Source organism: Streptomyces sp. UNOB3_S3 (genome assembly GCF_020740895.1).
Lineage (GTDB): Bacteria > Actinomycetota > Actinomycetes > Streptomycetales > Streptomycetaceae > Streptomyces.
The window spans coordinates 12,304-29,574 of sequence record NZ_JAILXP010000036.1; the positions used below are offsets into that span (position 1 = coordinate 12,304).

17 protein-coding genes and 1 pseudogene are annotated in these 17,271 nt (G+C 70.5%); 9 read left to right on the forward strand and 9 right to left on the reverse strand.

All coding sequences use genetic code 11. From position 1 onward, the window contains the following. Positions 1-34: 34 nt before the first annotated feature. Together K6I33_RS06475 and K6I33_RS06480 are read left to right on the forward strand one after the other, a co-directional pair. The gene (locus tag K6I33_RS06475; RefSeq protein WP_229348713.1) at positions 35-805 is read left to right on the forward strand and encodes a YoaK family protein; all 771 of its coding nucleotides are present in this window, start codon (positions 35-37) and stop codon (positions 803-805) included. Positions 806-957: 152 nt separating this feature from the next. Further along, positions 958-1,722, forward strand: coding sequence for an IclR family transcriptional regulator (locus tag K6I33_RS06480; protein ID WP_229348714.1), 765 nt, complete (start codon positions 958-960; stop codon positions 1,720-1,722). Between the two features lie 95 nt (positions 1,723-1,817). Here K6I33_RS06480 and K6I33_RS06485 read toward each other — a convergent pair whose 3' ends face one another. The 4 genes from K6I33_RS06485 to K6I33_RS06500 all read right to left on the reverse strand — a co-directional run bounded on the left by K6I33_RS06485 (position 1,818) and on the right by K6I33_RS06500 (position 7,128). Next, entirely contained in the window at positions 1,818-3,251 is a 1,434-nt protein-coding gene (locus tag K6I33_RS06485) for a phosphocholine-specific phospholipase C (RefSeq protein ID WP_229348715.1), read from the reverse strand. Between the two features lie 251 nt (positions 3,252-3,502). After that, positions 3,503-4,804 carry an erythromycin esterase family protein gene (locus K6I33_RS06490; protein WP_229348716.1) on the reverse strand — a complete coding sequence of 434 codons (1,302 nt, stop codon included), beginning with the start codon at positions 4,802-4,804 and terminating at the stop codon, positions 3,503-3,505. Positions 4,805-4,890: 86 nt separating this feature from the next. Beyond that, on the reverse strand, positions 4,891-5,583 hold the full coding sequence (locus K6I33_RS06495; protein ID WP_229348717.1) for a CatB-related O-acetyltransferase: 693 nt from the start codon (positions 5,581-5,583) through the stop codon (positions 4,891-4,893). A 72-nt stretch (positions 5,584-5,655) separates the two neighbouring features. After that, positions 5,656-7,128, reverse strand: coding sequence for an MFS transporter (locus K6I33_RS06500; RefSeq protein WP_229348718.1), 1,473 nt, complete (start codon positions 7,126-7,128; stop codon positions 5,656-5,658). Positions 7,129-7,278: 150 nt separating this feature from the next. Here K6I33_RS06500 and K6I33_RS06505 point away from each other — a divergent pair, with 150 nt between their 5' ends. Both K6I33_RS06505 and K6I33_RS06510 read left to right on the forward strand, forming a co-directional pair. Further along, positions 7,279-7,845 carry a TetR/AcrR family transcriptional regulator gene (locus tag K6I33_RS06505; RefSeq protein WP_229348719.1) on the forward strand — a complete coding sequence of 189 codons (567 nt, stop codon included), beginning with the start codon at positions 7,279-7,281 and terminating at the stop codon, positions 7,843-7,845. Between the two features lie 167 nt (positions 7,846-8,012). Further along, a pseudogene (locus tag K6I33_RS06510) lies at positions 8,013-8,252 on the forward strand (transposase); the annotation flags it as partial. 22 nt (positions 8,253-8,274) lie between these two features. Here the strand turns inward: K6I33_RS06510 and K6I33_RS06515 are convergent. Next, complete coding sequence (locus tag K6I33_RS06515) at positions 8,275-9,621, reverse strand: IS630 family transposase (protein ID WP_229348720.1); 1,347 nt, start codon at positions 9,619-9,621, stop codon at positions 8,275-8,277. Positions 9,622-9,666: 45 nt separating this feature from the next. After that, on the reverse strand, positions 9,667-10,653 hold the full coding sequence (locus tag K6I33_RS06520) for an IS630 family transposase (protein ID WP_229348728.1): 987 nt from the start codon (positions 10,651-10,653) through the stop codon (positions 9,667-9,669). On the opposite strand from K6I33_RS06520, the gene K6I33_RS06525 reads away from it, so the two are divergent. After that, positions 10,621-10,806, forward strand: a complete 186-nt coding sequence (locus K6I33_RS06525) for a transposase (RefSeq protein WP_229348729.1) — start codon at positions 10,621-10,623, stop codon at positions 10,804-10,806. The two genes, K6I33_RS06520 and K6I33_RS06525, sit on opposite strands and share 33 nt — an antisense overlap. On the opposite strand, the gene K6I33_RS06530 is transcribed toward K6I33_RS06525, so the two are convergent. The 3 genes from K6I33_RS06530 to K6I33_RS06540 all read right to left on the reverse strand — a co-directional run bounded on the left by K6I33_RS06530 (position 10,803) and on the right by K6I33_RS06540 (position 13,143). Beyond that, positions 10,803-11,885 (reverse strand): alpha/beta fold hydrolase, encoded by a 1,083-nt coding sequence (locus K6I33_RS06530; RefSeq protein ID WP_229348721.1) that lies wholly within the window; start codon positions 11,883-11,885, stop codon positions 10,803-10,805. The two genes, K6I33_RS06525 and K6I33_RS06530, sit on opposite strands and share 4 nt — an antisense overlap. Positions 11,886-12,436: 551 nt before the next feature. Further along, positions 12,437-12,616, reverse strand: coding sequence for a hypothetical protein (locus tag K6I33_RS06535; protein ID WP_229348722.1), 180 nt, complete (start codon positions 12,614-12,616; stop codon positions 12,437-12,439). A gap of 200 nt (positions 12,617-12,816) precedes the next feature. Beyond that, positions 12,817-13,143: a hypothetical protein gene (locus tag K6I33_RS06540; protein WP_229348723.1), complete on the reverse strand. Its 327-nt coding sequence runs from the start codon at positions 13,141-13,143 to the stop codon at positions 12,817-12,819. A gap of 189 nt (positions 13,144-13,332) precedes the next feature. Here K6I33_RS06540 and K6I33_RS06545 point away from each other — a divergent pair, with 189 nt between their 5' ends. The 4 genes from K6I33_RS06545 to K6I33_RS06560 form a co-directional block, all read left to right on the forward strand. Continuing rightward, the gene (locus K6I33_RS06545) at positions 13,333-14,262 is read left to right on the forward strand and encodes a DMT family transporter (RefSeq protein WP_229348724.1); all 930 of its coding nucleotides are present in this window, start codon (positions 13,333-13,335) and stop codon (positions 14,260-14,262) included. A gap of 122 nt (positions 14,263-14,384) precedes the next feature. Continuing rightward, positions 14,385-15,641 (forward strand): cytochrome P450, encoded by a 1,257-nt coding sequence (locus K6I33_RS06550; protein ID WP_229348725.1) that lies wholly within the window; start codon positions 14,385-14,387, stop codon positions 15,639-15,641. A gap of 192 nt (positions 15,642-15,833) precedes the next feature. Continuing rightward, positions 15,834-16,964, forward strand: a complete 1,131-nt coding sequence (locus K6I33_RS06555) for an amidase domain-containing protein (protein WP_229348726.1) — start codon at positions 15,834-15,836, stop codon at positions 16,962-16,964. Positions 16,965-17,066: 102 nt separating this feature from the next. Next, the coding region (locus K6I33_RS06560) for a tetratricopeptide repeat protein (protein ID WP_229348727.1) at positions 17,067-17,271 on the forward strand (205 nt) is incomplete at its 3' end.

Sequence of the window (17,271 nt, forward strand, 5' to 3'; positions counted from 1 at the left end):
GGAGACCCCGTCCCCTTCCGGAAGAGGTCCCGCCGTGCCCCCGTTACCCGAAGCCGCGACCGGAGCCGGGATCGAAGCCGAAGCCGAAGCCGAAGCCGGGGCCGGGACCGGGGCCGAGGCGCCCCCGGAGAGCCGCGGCGGTGCGCTGCCGTCGGTGATCCTGGTGCTGACGACGGTGAGCGGCATGGTGGACGCCATCAGCTTCCTGGGCCTGGGCAAGGTCTTCACCGGGATGATGACCGGCAACGTCATCGTCCTCGGCTTCGCCTTCGGCGGTGTGCCGGGCTACTCCGAGCCGGGCCCGGTCGTCGCCGTCGTGTGCTTCGTCGCGGGCGTCGCCCTGGCCGGCCGCGGCGAGCGGCTGGCCGAACGGCACGGCGGCCGGTGCTGGTTCCCCTGGGCCCTGACCACCGAGGCCGCCTTCCTCACCGCCGCCACCGCGCTCGCGTGGCTCGCACCGCTGTCGGCACCGGCCGTCCGGGACACCGTCACGGGACTGCTCGCGCTGGCGATGGGCGTCCGCTGCGCCACCATCCGCAGACTCGCGGTGCCCGACCTCGTCGTCACCTTCGGCCTCACCGGCGCCCTGATCGGACTGGTCCAGGACCCCGGCGGGGGCCGGCACGGCGGCCGCCGCGCGGCACGCCGGCTCGGCGTCATCCTCGCCCTGGGGCTCGGCGCGGCCTTCGGCGCGGCGCTCACGGAGTACGCCGGGGTCCGCTGGTCCCTGCTGTGCGCCACGGCCGTGGTCGTCGCGATCGCGACGGTGGCCGGGTTCCGGGGGCGGAGCCCCCGGGAACGGTGAAGGGGCGGGGCGGGTTCCCCGAAGGGGCGCGCGGCCAGCGCATTTAGGGCGCGTTTACCCCTCGGGTGTTCACTCGCTCCGGACGGCACAGCACGGCGTGACACGGCACGGCACGACGGCACATGGAAGGCGATCTCGGAAGGGGACCGGTGATGGTCGGATCCGCGGTCGGGGGGACCGGCGAGCGGCCGACTCCCGGACGGGGAGTGCTCGAGGGGGCGTTCGCCCTGCTGGAAGTCCTGGGACAGGCGCAGGAGGCCGGGCTCACCGCGCTGTCGGCGGACAGCGGGCTGCCCAAGACCACGGCGCACCGGCTCCTGGAGCAACTGGTCGCCCTCGGCGTCGTCGAACACCACGGCACCCGCTACCGGATGGGTTCGCGGATGTTCCGGCTGGGCCTGGGCTGGCAGCCGCCACCCGGGCTGTGCGCGGCGGCGCGCGTCCCGATGCGCCGGCTGGCGGAGGCCACCGGCGCCTCGGTCGGGCTCTGTGTGCTGCGCGAGGGCCGGACCCTCGCGGTCCAGGGCGTGCCCGGCATGGTGGACCACCTGGCACCCCTGCGGCCGGGCGCGACCTGGCCCTGGTACGCCGCGGCGGGAAAGGTCCTGGTGGCCGCCGCGTCGCCGCGGGCACCGCTGGACCCGCTGCCGGCCTCCTGGCGGCGCGAGGCCGCCGTCATCCGCGACGGGGGAGTGGCCCTCGACCGGGAGGAGCTGGTGCCCGGCGTGTGCTGTGTCGCCGTGCCGCTGACGGCTCCGGGCGGTGAGGCCGTGGCTGGGCTGTGCGCCATGGTCGACCCGGACCACGACCTGGGACGGCTCGCCCACGCCGTGGCACTGACGGGCCGGGCCGTCAGCGCGGGCCTGCGGGGACCCGCGCTTCAGCGGCCTCCCGTGGCCCCCGCGCGGGCGTCATGAGCCGCGCGGACGCCACCGGAGGAAGGCTCGTCGCACCGGCCCCGGCACGGGGGAGCGGGGCCGGTGCGACGCGGTACACAGCCCTCTTTACCGCTTTACCGCCGAGGCCGCGTGCCCGGCTCCTGGACCGGAGGCCGCTGCGTGGCGCCCGGGAACGTGGGCGCCGGCAGATGGGCGACGTCCCACTCGGCCTGGCGCAGCCGCTCCTCGGTGTCGCCCGGCAGCGCGGGCGGGGTCGTGGCGGGGGAGCCGAAGCCGAAGGCCGAGGTGAGGTCGCCGAAGGTACGGCGCCGCCACGCGCTGATGTTGGGCTCCTTCACCCCCGTCCAGCGCTCCAGGAAGCGCAGCACGGAGGTGTGGTCGAAGGCCTCCCCGGCCGCCCAGCCGCCCACCGTCCACGGCGAGACGACCAGACACGGCACCCGGAAGCCCCCGCCGATCGGCAGGCCGCCCACGAACTCGTCCTTGGTGCCCTTCGGCGGCACGGGCGGGGGCACGTGGTCGAAGAGCCCGTCGTTCTCGTCGAAGTTCAGGATGAAGACGGTCTTGCTCCACACCTCGGGGTTCTCGGCGATCGCCTCCAGCTTCTTCGCGATGAAGTCCGCGCCCGCCGCGGGCATCGAGTCGGGGTGCTCGCAGCCGGCGGTGGTGGGCAGCAGCCAGGAGACGGCCGGCAGCCGGTCGTTGCGCGCGTCGTCCTCGAACGTGCCCTCGGGGGACGAGCGCATCCCCCGCTCGTACAGCGGGCTCCCCGGTTTTGCGTCCTTGAACTGCCGGAACTGCTCCAGCATGTTGGTCCCGTAATCGTCCTCTTGCCGGTAGACGCGCCAGCTGATCCCCGCCGCCTCCAGCCGCTCGGGATAGGTGGTCCAGCGGTACGGCGTGGGGGCGAGGTTGTCGATGACCGGGCCGCCCCGGGTGCCCGCCGGGTCGTTGGTGCCGGTCATCCAGAACAGCCGGTTGGGCCACGTCGGCCCGAAGACCGAGCAGAAGTAGTTGTCGCAGATGGTGAACGCCTCGGCGAGGGCGAACTGGAACGGGATGTCCTCGCGGGTGTGGTAGCCCATGACGTACGGGGCGTTCCTGCCGTCCGCGTCCGCTCTGCGGTGCGCCGGCATCCAGCGGTCCATCCGCCCGCCGTTCCACGACTCGTGCTGGATCCGCCAGGAGTGGTCGGTGGACGGGATGGCCTGCGCCTTGGTCTTGCGCGTGTCGAGGTGGAAGGGCAGCAGATAGCCCTTGGGGTTCTCCGCGTCGGGCTGGTGGAAGACGCTGCGCCCGTCCGGGAGCTTGATGGCGTCGGGGTCGGCGAAGCCGCGGACGCCCTTGAGCGTGCCGTAGTAGTGGTCGAAGGATCTGTTCTCCTGCATCAGCAGGACCACGTGCCGGATGTCCTCGAGCGAACCGCGCCGCGCCGGACCGGCGGCCACCGCCTGCTGCAGACTCGGCGGCAGTATCGACAGCGCCGCCGCGCTCGCGGCCGTACCGACCGCCGTGCCGAGGAGCCTGCGCCGGGTGATGTCGGGCATGGGGATCCCTCCCTGGAGTCGTGCGGTGCCACACGAATGGCCGCTACGACTGTCGCGGCAGGCGCGCGTCAGGGGCAGGGGGGAGGAAGTGAACAAGGTGTCAATTGGCTGTAAAGGGGCGGGAGATGGCGCATATATCCGCTGGTATCCGCGGGTGGGAGGACGAGCGTGTCGCGGCCGTCAGACCGAGGGCCGACGCGGGCTGACCGCGCTGTTCTGGTCGAACGTCAACCCGTACGGCACCTTCCGCCTCACATGTTGTCGAGGTTGTCGGCAACGGTGGAGGTCGGGGTGTGGAGGATGGCGTCGAACGCCTCAAGGACGGGGGTGTGGAGATATGCGCTTTGGATCCGGATGCGGTCGGGGCCCGGGGCGAGGCCGGCGTTTCCATGGGCCTCCTGTGGGCGTGCCTGGTGGAGATCGGCGATGCTGAGCCCGAGTTCGGCGTCGGCGAAGGCGGCTTCGATGCTTCCCGGCTCGGCCGGCTCCAGGGCGGTGGCATCGATGGTGAAGCCGAAGGGTGTGTTCTCGTCGCGGGGCATGTCCGCGGTATGTCCGGTGGTGCTCGCCAGGCCGAGGGCGAAGTAATCATCGCCGAGGGCGCGGTGGAGGTGCTGTCCCATGGGGAGCCCCGTGAGGTGGCCGTTGAAGGACACCGGCGTCTTCTGGATGTGGGCGTTGTGGGCCGCCAGCACGACGCGGGTGCCGGGTGGGAGGCGGTCCAGGTGCCACAGGACCGACTCGGCCATGTAGACGTCGCGGGCCGAGGTGTCGGCGGTCAGCCCTTTGCCGGCGAAGAGGTCGGCCATGGCGCGGAAGGTGTAGTCGGCGTGGCAGGCGCCTTCGAGTCGGCGCACGGCGATGTCGTAGCTGTGCTGGTCGGCGCGGGAGACATACAGCGGTTCGACGGAGCGGAACCGGATGAGCAGGCGTGTCAGGGTCGCGCTGAGGGCGTCCTGTTCGGCGGTGGCCAGGCGTGCCCACGCGGGCGCGGCGACGGCCGCGGAGCCACCGGCGAACGATTCGGCGATCCGCATCGCCTCCTGGACGACCGGCAGGGTTTCGGGATCGACCCGGCGAAGGTAGTCGGCGACCGGGGCCAGGGCGGGAAGCAGGGAACCACCGGCCGCCGGGATGTCGATGCCTGTGAAGCGCACCGGTGTCGAGGCGGTTTGATTGTGCCGGCGTAGCCGGCGCAGCGGCTCGTCGACTCCCACGGGGATCGTCCCGGCGAGGTGCGCCGACAGGTCGTCGTCCGTCCCCTCACCCTGGGCCCATGCGTCAAGGGGGAAGCCTTCGCTGAAGCCGTACTCGAAGGCCAGCACGGTGAATCCGCAGCGCTCGGTAAGGAACCGCAGTATGCGCTCGCGCATGGATGCGAACTCGTTGATGAAGTGGGAACTTTCGCCGATCGCGACGACACGTGCGTCGCCGACGATGGCGCGCAGTGGCTCCAGATCGTCGAGTGGTGCCTCGGGGTCGAGGTGGTCGAGGGGGACGGCGTGGGTGCGAAGCCAGTCGGCGAACGGGTTGTGGTGGGGCGAAGCAGGCATGCTGACAGCTCGATTCTCGGTGCTGGAATGGTGGATCGCGGAGAGGTGAGCGGGTCGCCGCACAGGTCGTCCTGGGCCGGGTTGGTTCAACGGCCCGTTGCACTGGTGGTCGTTGGGTCCGGACGTTCCGTGTCCACGTGCCCGGGCGCCGCGTTCTCCAGGTCGTCGATGCTGCCGGACATGATCGTGCGGATGTGTTCGGTGATGTGCTGGAGCGGCCAGTCCCACCACGCCACGGCGAGGAGCCGGGCGATGTCCGCGGCGTCGTAGCGGGTGCGGATGAGCCGGGCGGGGTTGCCGCCGACGATGCCGTAGTCGGGGACGTCGCCGGTGACCACGGCGCCGGCGGCGATGATCGCGCCGTGCCCGATGCGTACGCCCGGCATGACCGTGGCGCCGTGGCCGAACCACACGTCGTTGCCGACGATGGTGTCGCCCCGGCCGGGCAGGTCGGTGATCAGGTCGAAGTGCTCCGCCCAGGAGCCACCCATGGTGGGGAACGGGAAGGTGGAAGGACCGTCCATGCGGTGGTTGGCGCCGTTCATGATGAACCGGGTGTCCGTCCCCAGCGCGCAGTACTTGCCGATGACTAGCCGCTCGGGCCCGTAGTGGTACAGGACGTTGCGCGTCTCGAACGCGGTCGGGTCGTCCGGATCGTCGTAGTAGGTGAAGTCACCGACCTCGATCAGCGGCGACTTCACCAGCTGCTTGAGCAGAATCACGCGCGGGTGCTCGGGCATCGGGTGGAGCACGGTGGGGTCGGCGGGAACGGTCGGCATCGTGGAGGCGGTTCCTCTCCAGTGGGGGTGTGTCCCGGGTACGGCGGAAACGGGACATGGGATGATCTTGGCCTAGTGCGGGCTGTTCGCGGAAGCCTCGTTCGAGGTGGTGACCGCACCTGGACCGGTGGCCCGTGGCGGGGCCGTGGAGCCTTCCGCGACCTTGGACCTCGTGAGCCACAGGCCGGTGAACACGGCGGTTGCCAGGGTGACGGCGCCGGCTGCGAGGAAGGCGTTGTCGAGGCCGGTCTCGAAGGAGGCGCCGTCGGCTTGCCGGGTGCGGACGACGGCTCCGAGTACCGCCACGCCGAGCACCGCGCCGATCTGGCGGGTGGTGCTGCTGATGCCTGAGGCGAGGCCGCCTTCCTGCGGGCTGACCGCCTGGATGGCGGCTCCCGTCAGTGGGGACATGGTCAGGGCGAAGCCGGTGCCGACGATTGCCAGCCGCCACCACACGTTCCCGTAGCCGGTGTCGGCGTGCACCGTGCCGAGCGCCAGCAGCCCCAGGCCGGCCAGGGCCAGGCCGGTGGTGACCACGATGCGGTAGCCGTACCGGGCGGCGAGCCGGCCCGCGTACGGGCTGACGATCACCATGGCGAGGGACAGCGGCAGGGTCTGCAGGCCGGCGCGCAGGACCGAGCTGCCCTGGACGTACACGAAGAACTGGGAGAAGAAGAACGACGAGCCCATGAGCGCGAACCCGACCACGACCATGGCGGTGTTGGACACGGTGAACAGGCGCTGCCGGAACAGCCGCAGCGGCAGCATCGGCGCGGAACGGCGCGCTTCGACGGCGACGAAGGCGGCGAGGAGGATCGCCGCGGCGGTGAAGCTGCCCAGGATCAGCGGCGAGGTCCAGCCGCGGGCACCGCCCTCGATCAGCCCATAGGTCATCGTCCCCACACCCAGAACGGACAGCACCGTCCCCGGGACGTCGATCGCGGGGGCGCCGGGATTGCGGGTCTCTTCGAGGCCGCGCAGACCGGCCAGCAGGAGGACCACGCCGATGGGCAGATTGACCAGGAAGATGGCGGGCCAGCCGAAGGCGTCCGTCAGCGCACCGCCGGCCACGGGTCCCGCGGCCAGGCCGATTCCGCTGAGTCCGGCCCACAGCCCGATCGCCTTGACGCGTTCCTGTGGCACGGGATAGGCGGCGGCGAGCAGCGCGAGCGAGGCCGGGCTCAGCGCGGCGGCCCCGATGCCCTGCAACACCCGGCCGGTGACCAGCCAGCCGAGCGAGGGCGCGAGGCTGCACAGCACCGACGCGGCGGTGAACACCGCCACGCCGGTCAGGTACACCCGCTTGCGGCCGAACCGGTCGGCGAAGACGCCGCCGGACAGCAGCAGCATGGCGACCAGCAATACGTACGCGTCGACGATCCATTGCAGACCGGTCAGTTGAGTGTGCAGCCGGTGCTGCATATCGGGCAGCGCCGCCCCGACGATCGTGTTGTCGAGCAGGACCATGAACTGGCCCAGGCAGGTCACCGTGAGCAGCACGGCCCGGTGTGAACGACTGCCTACGGCCGCAGGCGAAGCCGCCATGGGGATTCCTCTCGATCGTTGGTCGCGCCCGGCCATGGCCGATGGGGCCGGTGGTGCACCTGAGCGCTTTAAAGCAGTCGGCGACTGCGTTAGGTGACTGTATGGGGCGTCACCCATAAACGCAAGCAGTGGCTGCGTTAAGGTGGGGGCATGAACGAGAAGGAGCAGGCCCGGCGGCCCGGCGGGCGCAGCGCCCGCGTCGGTGCGCAGGTGCACCAGGCCGTCACCGAACTGATCAGCGAGCGCGGCTACGGCAACTTCACCGTCGGCGAGGTGGCGGCCCGCGCGGGCGTGGCCGACAGCAGCGTCTACCGCCGGTGGGGCAGCCTGGAGACCCTGCTCAGCGAGGTGGCGCTCACCCGCCTCAATGCGCAGTCGCCGATGCCCGACACCGGCAGCCTGTCCGGCGACCTGCGCACGTACGCGGCCCAAGTGGCCCGCGAAATCACCGGACCCGACGGTCCGGCGGTGCTGCACCTGGCCGTCGCCCTGTCGAACAGCGGTCAGCAGGGCCTGCAGGCCGCTGCCGACCTCCGTGCCGAACGCACCCGGCAACTGCAGTCCATGCTCGATCGCGCCCGCGACCGTGGCGAGCGCGCACCCGACGCGCTCGACGTGCTGGACCACATCCTGGCCCCGATGTATATCCGCGTCCTGTTCGGCATGGGCCCGCTCACCCCGGACTACGTCGACGGGCTGGTCGACCGAATGCTGTGACCTCACCCCGGTCCCCGCGATCAGCCCTCGGACGCGGTGTCAAGGCTCCGTGCTCGCCGACACCCGCCCGGCCGGCTCAGGCATCCGTGCCCGAGCTGACCGCGCAGGTGGCGCAGTCGGTAGCGGCACGGGGCCCGTACCCGCTCGGGACGCGGGTCCGTGACGAGTTGGGCGAGCCATTCGCGGACGCCGCGTTCGCCGAGGCGTTCGGAGCGAGGGGACGGCCGGGCTGGTCACCAGGCCGGCTGGCGCTGGTGACGGTGCTGCAGTTCGCCGAGAACCTCACCGACCGGGCGGCGGCGCATCGGGTGCGGTACGGCATGGACCTGAAATACGCACTCGGCCTGGAGCTGGACGATCCCGGGTTCGACGCCTCGGTGCTGTCCGAGTTCCGTGCGCGACTAGTGTGATGCGCCAGAAAACACAGGCTTAAGTCTGTTGTGGTTTTTTGGGTGCTGGTGGCGTGATCTTGGCGAGGTAGTCGGCTAGGGAGTGGAGGATCTCGTCGGCGGTCTTGGTCCAGGTGAAGGGCCTGGGGTTCTCGTTCCAGGTGTCGATCCAGGCTCTGATGTCGTCCTCGAGTGCCTTTACCGAGGTGTGGACGCCGCGGCGGATGAGTTTGTCGGTGAGCAGGCCGAACCAGCGCTCGACCTGGTTGATCCAGGAGGAGCCGGTGGGTGTGAAGTGGAGATGGAAGCGGGGGCGCCTGCTCAGCCATGCCTTGATCTCGGGTGTGTTGTGGGTGGCGTAGTTGTCACACACCAGGTGCACGTCCAGGCCGGCGGGAACCGCCTTGTCTATCGTGACCAGGAACTTCTTGAACTCGATGGCCCGGTGGCGGCGGTGCAGCTCACCGATCACCGTGCCGTCGGCGATGTTGAAGGCGGCGAACAGGCTGGTGATGCCGTGCCGCAGGTAGTCGTGGGTGCGGCGTTCGGGCATGCCCGGCATCATCGGTAACACCGGCTGGGAGCGGTCCAGTGCCTGGATCTGGGCCTTCTCGTCGACACACAGCACCACCGCCTTCTCGGGCGGATGGTGGTACAGGCCGACGACGTCGACGACCTTCGCAACGAACTGCGGGTCGGTGGAGAGCTTGAAGGCGTCCTGCAGGTGCGGCTTGAGGTCAAACCGCTTCCAGATCCGGCCGATGGTGGACTTCGACAGCCCGGCATGGGCCGCCATCGAGGCCCGCGACCAGTGCGTATCCCTGGCCGGAGTGGATTCCAGCGTCGCGATGACGACGTCCTCGACCTGGTCAAGCAGGATGGACGGCGGCCGCCCCGGCCGCGGCTCGTCGGCCAGCCCGTCCAGCCGTCGCTTCACAAAGCGGGCCCGCCAGCGGTTCACCGACTGCTCGCTCACCCCGAGCTCGGCCGCCACCTGCTTGTTTGTCCCACCCTCCGCACACCGCAACACGATCCTCGCGCGCAAGGCCAGGAACTGTGCGGTCTTCGCCCGCCGGGCCCAGCGCGTCAGCTGAGCCCGCTCAGCCTCGCTGAGCACCAGCTCCGCCTTGCGCCGCCCCGGTCGCGGCATGTCCATCAGCCCCTCCAGCCGATGGACAACGAACCGTCCACGCCACTTCCGCACCGTGTCGGTGGTCACCTTCAGGTCCGCCGCCACACGCAGATTCGGCGTCCCGGCCGCACACGCCAGAACGATGCGAGCCCGCTCGGCAAGACGGGGCTCTACCGCCCCATCCGCCCAACGTGACAACTCACCGAACTCCGCATCAGACAGCCTGACTTCAACAGCACGAGGACCCCGAGGCATGAAAACAGCCTACAGACTTAAGCCTGTGTTTTCTGGCGCATCACACTAGTGTCCTGAGTCATTGATCCGTCGGCGGTACGCGGCGAGGGATTCGAGGATCTGGTCGGCGGTCTTGGTCCATACGTAGGGGCGAGGGTTGTCGTTCCAGGTGGCGATCCAGTTCCGTATGTCGCGCTCGAGGGCCTGGACGGAGCGGTGGACACCGCGGCGGAGTTTCTTGTTGGTCAGCTCGGCGAACCACCGCTCGACCAGGTTCAGCCAGGACGATCCCGTAGGAGTGAAGTGCAGTTGGAAGCGCGGATGGGCCAGCAGCCACCTCCTGACTGACTCGGTCTTGTGAGTCACGTAGTTGTCGCAGATCAGGTGGACGTTCAGGCCGGCCGGGATCTCGCGGTCGAGCTTGGACAGGAACTTCCTGAACTCGGCTGCCCTGTGCCGGCGGTGGAGTGAGCCGATCACCTTGCCCATGGCCGCGTCGAGCGCGGCGAAGAGGGTGGTGGTGCCGGCCCGCAGGTAGTCGTGACTGGCCCGCTCGGGAACTCCGGGCATCATCGGCAGGACGGGCTGGGACCGGTCCAGGGCCTGAATCTGCGACTTTTCGTCGACGCAGAGGACCAGGGCCCGCTCCGGCGGGTCGAGATAGAGCCCGACCACGTCGTGGACTTTGTCGATGAAGAACGGGTCGGTGGACAGCTTGAATGTCTCGGCCCGGTGCGGCTGCAGCCCGAAGGCTCTCCAGATCCGGGAGACCGTTGACTGCGACAGGCCTGTCTTCGCCGCCATCGACCGTGTCGACCAGTGGGTCGCGTCCCCCATCCCGTCGAGCCGGTGCCGCAGGAACCGGGCCCGCCATTTCGAGACCGTCTGCGTCGTGATTCCCAGCTCACGAGCGATCGCGCTCGCCGAACGCGGCAGGCCATCGCCGTCGATCTCCGCGCAGGCCAGCACGATCCGCGACCGCAGCGCCAGGGCCGGACCCTCTCCCTGCAACCCCGCGAGCTGCGAGAATTCCTCGCCCACGCCCGCCTCCAGCAGGCCGACGAGCAGTGGCAAGCCACATACGGAACCCGCGCGGGCGTCGAGGGAACCATCCACCAGGCCGTAGCGGTCACCGGGATGAGACGTGCCCGCCACCTCGGTACGGGTGGCCGGGTGGTCCGGCCCGCACGCTTGACGCGGCGCTAGACACAGGCCTTCGCGGGCGGCGCGACCGGTTCGGGCCCCGCTCCGACGAACGTGTCGGCCCAGTCCCGTACTGCCCGCTGGTACGGGACGGTGTTGGTGGCCAGATTCAGGTCGTGGCCCGCCCCGGGCTGGACGTATGTGTGCAGGCAGGCCGCAGATCCGAAGTACGGGTCCTCCTGGGCCTTGAGCGCCGCCGCGCTGGTGCAGTTGCCGCCCAAGGGATCGCAGAAGTATCGGTCCCGGTCGCCGACGGCGAGCAGGACCGGGTGCTGGATCTGACGGGAGTACGGCAGGAGTGCGGCCACGCCGAGACCGTCGGCCGCCTCGGCCGTGCTGAACACGTCCTTGGTGGCCTCATCCTTGGCGAGCACCGCGGGGTCGGTGGTCGCGGGGGCGTAGAAGTCGGTGCCCCGGGTGCCGGGCCTCGTGGTCAGGTACCCCGGGTCGTAGGATCTTCCGGCGAATGCCGGATCCAGGGCTGCGGGGTAGAAGGACGAGATGAAGACGTCCACGATCTTCTGGGCGACGATCCGGTGGGTGATGCCTGTGAGCACCACGGCGTCCGCGTCGTTGTAGGTGCCCGCTTCGATGACGCTGATCAGCGAGCCGAGCGAATGGCCGCCGAGGATGACCTTGCGGAAGTCCGTGCCGCCGATCCGGCCGCCGCGCAGGGCCTGGATCACCTGGTGCACGGCCCCGGCCTGGACGGACGCGGTGACCAGGGCGCTGGGCGGGCGTGAGCTCGCGCCGGTTCCAAGCCGATCCACGACGAGCGTGGCATAGCCGGCACCATTCATGGCCTGGCGGAAGTTGTACGTCTGGGGTTGGTACGGGAAGTCCCAGTAGGTGTGGTTGTACGTCCCGCCGGGCACCAGCACCATCACCGTGTCGGCCGTACCACCCGCGGGCACGCACAGGGTGCCGTGCATCGTCGCCGGCACGACACCGGTGACGGGGATGTCGGCGCCCTGGCACGAGGCCGGCGCTGCCTGCGCTGTCCCGCTGGGCACACACACCGCCAGCAGCGCGGCCAGCCCGAGAACACACCGTACTCGCAGATCATTTCGAAACCGGGTCACATGTGTCTCCACATTCCGTAGTACGGAAGCCAAGGGCTGCCGACCTGAGCCGAAGACAGAACATGCAGGCCACAGGTCTGCCCCCTACCGTCCCGGGGGCTCCGGCAGTCATCGGGAGGGGTGCTCCCGCGCGTGCGGGCTCACCGGGCGATACACACACTGCGCCCGTGGTGCTCGGTTGACCAGAGCAGGCGAGGGGTTGTGCAGGGGGGCACGCCCGGCGCGCATGGTGAGTGCGGGGCGTTCAGGGGAAACGGTTGTGTCGCGCGCCCCAATTGGGGCACGCGACACAACCGTTAAAGACACCCCGACTCGGCGTCCGCGAATGGCTCGCCCAACTCGTCACGGACCCGCGTCCCGAGCGGGTACGGGCCCCGTGCCGCTACCGGCTGCGCCGCCTGCGCGGTCAGCTCGGGCACCTTCGGCCACGGCCTCGGCTGCATCGGCATCCCACACCCCCACCTGCGACCGGGAACGCCAAGACAGACGGCCGCTACTGCCCCGGCGTACCGCTCCAGGGAACGGACCGAGGAGCCGGCGAGCGTCCATCCTCATGTCGTCAGCGAGATCCGGTGGATCCGCGCGGAGGACTTCGCGATGCCCGCGCCGGTGGGGTAGCGCTCGACCACCGCGGTGTACGACGCGGGCGGGCGGACAGCGGCACGAACCGGGGCGCGCGGCAGCCGGAGCGCGCCCCCGCTCCCGAGTTCGGTCACCGGTTCGATCGCCACGCCCGCCCCAACCCTTTCGGTGCTGCCGCAGTTGCGGCGCGTCAGCGGCCGGAAGTCCGATGAGCCGACCCGGAGGCGGGACGGCTTCCACAGTCATCCGCTGTAGCGTTGGCCCTCGCGCAGCTATCACGACATGCTGCGCGACGCGGGCTTCCCCCGGACGTGGCAGACCGGGCCGGGGCCCTTCCGGGCCCGTCGTATCAGCGCAGCTTCGAGCGACTCGCCCCGGGGCGCGCCCGTCGCGCCGTACGGGCCCCTGCCCGTTCGGGGAGCGCGGACAGCTCACGGTTCGCCCATCGCTCGGCCCGCGACCACGCGGCCTTCCCCATCAGCGCCTGTACCGCCTCAGGCAGCTCCGCGCACCACCGGCGGCACCGCTCCTCACCGCAGTGCAGGGGCGAGGCCTTCGTACCCCGCTCCGGGTACTCCATGGACTTCGGCGGCAGGTAGACGCATCCGCAACTCACGCACGTGAACACGGGACGCATACGGGGCTGCTCCACGGCACCCACCTTCTCCTCGTCCATCACACTTTCCCCAAGCCGCCGCCGTTCTCCTGTCGGTCGCCCCGAGGCTGTCGCCGACGCGGTCGCCACGGACAGGTGGCGAACCATGGCGTAAGCGTGCGCGTGTTGCCGCCCCGGCCCGCCCCGCCGTTCTGTCAAGGTCGTGACCGACCACCACCCCGCCGCCCGCCCCGCCGGAGGAGCCCCGCCGTGTCGTCAGCGCCGCTCGCCGCTCTCTTCGCCGTGCTGGCGGCCGTGAGCAACGCCACCGCCATGGTGCTGCAGCGCGCGGCGGCGCGGACCGTGCCCAAGGAGGACGCGTTCAGCCTCAGGCTGATCCGTCATCTGCTCCACCGGCCCGTGTGGTTCGGCGGCATCGTCGCCATCCTCTGCGCCGCGGTCTGTCAGGCGCTGGCCCTGACCATGGGCTCGCTGGCCCTGGTCCAGCCGATCTTCGTCACCGAGCTCCCCTTCGCGCTGCTCATCGCCAGCGTGGCCTTCCGGCGCCGGCTGCCGGGCCGGGGCTGGGTGGCCATCTTCGCCGTCACGGCCGGGATCGGGGTGGCGCTGGCGGCGGCCTCGCCCTCCGGTGGGCACACCGCGATCGGACTGGCGACCTGGGTGCTCACCCTGGCCGTCGCCGCCGGTGCGATGACGCTGTGCGTCGGCGCGGCCCTGCGGCGTCCCCGGGGCCGGGCGCGGGCCGCCCTCTTCGGTACCGCCGCGGCCATCGGCTACGCGCTGACCGCCGCCCTGATGAAGGCCGCCGTCCACGCCTTCGCCGTGCACGGTGCCGCCGCCTTCTTCACCACGTGGGAGACGTACGCCTTCGCCGCGTCCGGGGCCTGCTCGCTGTTCCTGCTGTCGAACGCCGTCGAGTCCGGCCCGCTGATCGCCTCGCAGCCCGCCCTCACCCTCGGCGACGCGGCGGTCAGTCTGGCGCTGGGGCTGCTGGTGTACGGGGAGCGCATCCGCACCGGGTGGTGGCTGCTCCCCGGGGCGGCCGGCGCCCTGCTGGTGACGGCGGGCGTGCTGGCCCTGCCGGGGGTGGAGCCGCAGGCGCTGAAGGGCCCGGCCGGTGGTGGCGTAGCCGGAGATGGGCGGAACGGTGGACCCGGGGTCGCACCGGAGGACCGGTAAATCCAGTCCTTCTGGGGAGCATTCCATGTTGATACGTTGATATGCACTGTTGTGGGGATCCCAAAGATCCACCGGGGATCCCACGGGTGGACCGACGAGCACCAACGAGGGCGGGCTGGAACGTGCCGGAGTCGAACGCGATCGCCTCCCCCCTCACCTCCGCGGCCGTGTCGGCCGTGTTCCTCACGCCCGGTTCGCCGGACCTGTACCCGGTGATGAAGCGGCTGCGGGACGAGGCCCCGGTGTTCTTCAGCGAAGAGCTGAACATGTGGATCGTGTCGCGGTACGACGACGTCGCGAGGATCCTCAAGGACCCCCGGCGCTTTCCCGCGGCCACCCGCTCCTTCATCCTGGCGAGCTATCCGCCCGAGGTCCGGGAGATCCTCGCCGTCACCAGCACCTTCTCGGCGCCCAACATGGGCTTCGACGACCAGCCGGTCCACGACCGGCTGCGCCGGCCGCTCACGCAGTACTTCTCCTTCCGGGGAGTGGCGCGCCTGGAGGAGCGAATACACGCGATCGCCGACCGGCACCTCGACGCGATGCCCGGCCGGCCCCCGGCCGACCTGGTCGCGTCGTACGCCCGCCCGCTGGCGAACAGCGTCATCATCGAGCTGGCCGGGTTCCCGGCCGGTGACCGCGACCGCGTCCTGCGCGGCCACCGGGCCCTCAACGACTTCTTCTTCGGCAGGCCCGCCCCGGACGTCCAGCTCGGCTACGCCGAGGACATCCGCGCGTGGGAGGAGTACCTGGCCGGAGTCATCGACGAGCGGCGCCACCGCCCCGGGGACGACCTGATCAGCCTGCTCACGCGGAAGGTGCGCCGGGGGGAGGCGGACTACACCGACGAGGAGCTCATCAGCCTCTTCAGCTTCGACATCATCACCGCCGGCATCCGGCCGAGCAGCTTCGCCCTGATCAACCTGTGCGACGAGCTGCTCCGGGACGACCGCCGCCGCTGGGAGGCGCTGCGGGCGGAACCCGGCCGCTTCGACGGCCTGTTCGACGAGACCCTCCGCCGCTCCGGCCTGGCCACGGGCGTCTTCCGGGCCACCGCCGCCGACGTGGAGATCGAGGGCGTCCGCGTCCCGGCGGGCTCGGCCGTGTGGGCCCTGACGGCCTCGGCGAACCGCGACGAACGGCACTTCGCCGACCCGGACTCCTTCGACCCGCACCGCTCGCAGCTGGGCACCAGCCTCCACTTCTCCCACGGGCTGCACTACTGCCTCGGTGTGAACCTCGCCCGGACGGTGACCCGGGCGGGCGTCGCCGCGCTCATGCGGCGCCACCCGGGGATGCGCCGTGTCACGGAGCGGACACCTGTGTACGAACAGGGCATCAATGTCATCGCCCCCGCCCGGTTCACCGTGGAGTGGTGACCCCCGGAAGCCGCGCCGAGCGCATTCCGGTTGACCGGTTCCCGTGGAATGCCCCGGGATCGCCGGGATCCCGTACACCCCGTTGAACAGGGATTTTTGATGCTTGAGTCGACCATGTGACCGACGGTACGAAAGTTCATGCGAAGATTCCGACTCCCGGTCCGACCGGACCGGGTGACAAGGGGAAACTTCGTGAAGAAGAGAACGCTGAGCATCGCCATCGGTGCGACGCTGGCAGTGGGTGCCTCCGCCCTGTTGCTGCCCGGCGCGAACGCCACCGAGGACCGCAAGGTCGACGGTGCCACCAAGGCGGCCTTCGGCCGCATCGCCGACGACGTGCTGACCCAGCGCACGGCAGCGCTCGTCGACGGCCGGCAGGAGCGGGGCTACAACGCCCCGCAGGAGAAGAAGGTGCGCCTCTCCGGTGGTATGGAGAGGACCGAGGGCCGTGGTGTGTCCTCGCTGTACACCCGCAAGCAGCGCCTCGCCTCCCTCGGTGAGGCGTACTCCAACGCCGACACCAAGGTCACCACGGACCGGACGACGGTGAAGGGCGACCGGGCCACGGTCGAGGTCACCGAGACCACCGTCCTGACCTACAAGAAGATACGCGGTGACGAGCCGGGCACCACCGGCTTCACCGCCCACCACACCCTCACCTTCACCCGCGGCAAGGGTGGCAAGTGGGAGCTGTCTGACATCAAGGCCCAGGACGACGGCCCGGGTGCGGTCAACCAGCCGCAGACCGCTCCGGCGGCCCCGGCCAAGGACACCGGTGGCTTCCCCAAGGCCACCCCGGCCTCCATATCCTGGCCCGCGCGCCAGACGGCGCCCAAGTCCCAGAAGGCGGGCGGCTACGACTACAAGGCCATGGCCGCCTACGCCGAGAAGTACTGGCGGAACTACAACCCCGAGTACCGCTCGTACAACGACGCCGGCGGCGACTGCACCAACTTCATCAGCCAGGCCCTGCGGGCCGGCGGCTGGAAGGACGCGCAGGGCTCGGCCTCGGACTCCACCAAGTGGTGGTACAACTCCAAGGCCGAGTCGACGTCCTTCGTGGGCGCCAACGAGTGGTCCTGGTACGCGATGTCCTCGAACCGGGTCACCAACCTGAAGAACGTCTACCAGATGGACGTCGGCGACATCCTCCAGATGGACTTCGACCGTGACGGTTCGAAGGACCACTCCATGATCGTCACGTACAAGAGCCGCATCGGCATCCCGTACATGACGTACCACTCCACCAACACCTTCCGGAAGTCGCTGGCGAGCATCATCGCGTCCTACCCGGACGCGGTCTACTACGCCTACCGCACCTGACGGGAAGCCCGGTGGGCCCCCGCTCCGGCGGGGCCCACCGGGCGAGTTACCGAAGGGCACCCCCGTCGGCCCCGCCGCCCGCCGGAGCTTAGGCTGTGGCCCATGCCTGAAGAGTCCCCGCTGGTCACCAGCCTGCGCGCGGCCGTCGACGCCGCGCCCGACGACTTCCCGCTGCGCCTCCACCTCGCGGGGATCCTGCTCGACGCGGGCCGTGGCCAGGACGCGATAGCCCAGCTCGCCGCCGCCCTCCAGCGGGACCCCGGCAACGCCGAGGCCCAGGCCCTGATGGCCCGCGCCGTCGCACCCC

Coding starts and splice junctions, on each gene's coding strand:
- K6I33_RS06500 (WP_229348718.1), bottom strand. CDS start 7,128: ATGGCGGCTTCGCCTGCGGCCGTAGGCAGTCGTTCACACCGGGCCGTG.
- K6I33_RS06480 (WP_229348714.1), top strand. CDS start 958: ATGGTCGGATCCGCGGTCGGGGGGACCGGCGAGCGGCCGACTCCCGGA.
- K6I33_RS06505 (WP_229348719.1), top strand. CDS start 7,279: ATGAACGAGAAGGAGCAGGCCCGGCGGCCCGGCGGGCGCAGCGCCCGC.
- K6I33_RS06540 (WP_229348723.1), bottom strand. CDS start 13,143: ATGGACGAGGAGAAGGTGGGTGCCGTGGAGCAGCCCCGTATGCGTCCC.
- K6I33_RS06485 (WP_229348715.1), bottom strand. CDS start 3,251: ATGCCCGACATCACCCGGCGCAGGCTCCTCGGCACGGCGGTCGGTACG.
- K6I33_RS06490 (WP_229348716.1), bottom strand. CDS start 4,804: ATGCCTGCTTCGCCCCACCACAACCCGTTCGCCGACTGGCTTCGCACC.
- K6I33_RS06515 (WP_229348720.1), bottom strand. CDS start 9,621: ATGCCTCGGGGTCCTCGTGCTGTTGAAGTCAGGCTGTCTGATGCGGAG.
- K6I33_RS06495 (WP_229348717.1), bottom strand. CDS start 5,583: ATGCCGACCGTTCCCGCCGACCCCACCGTGCTCCACCCGATGCCCGAG.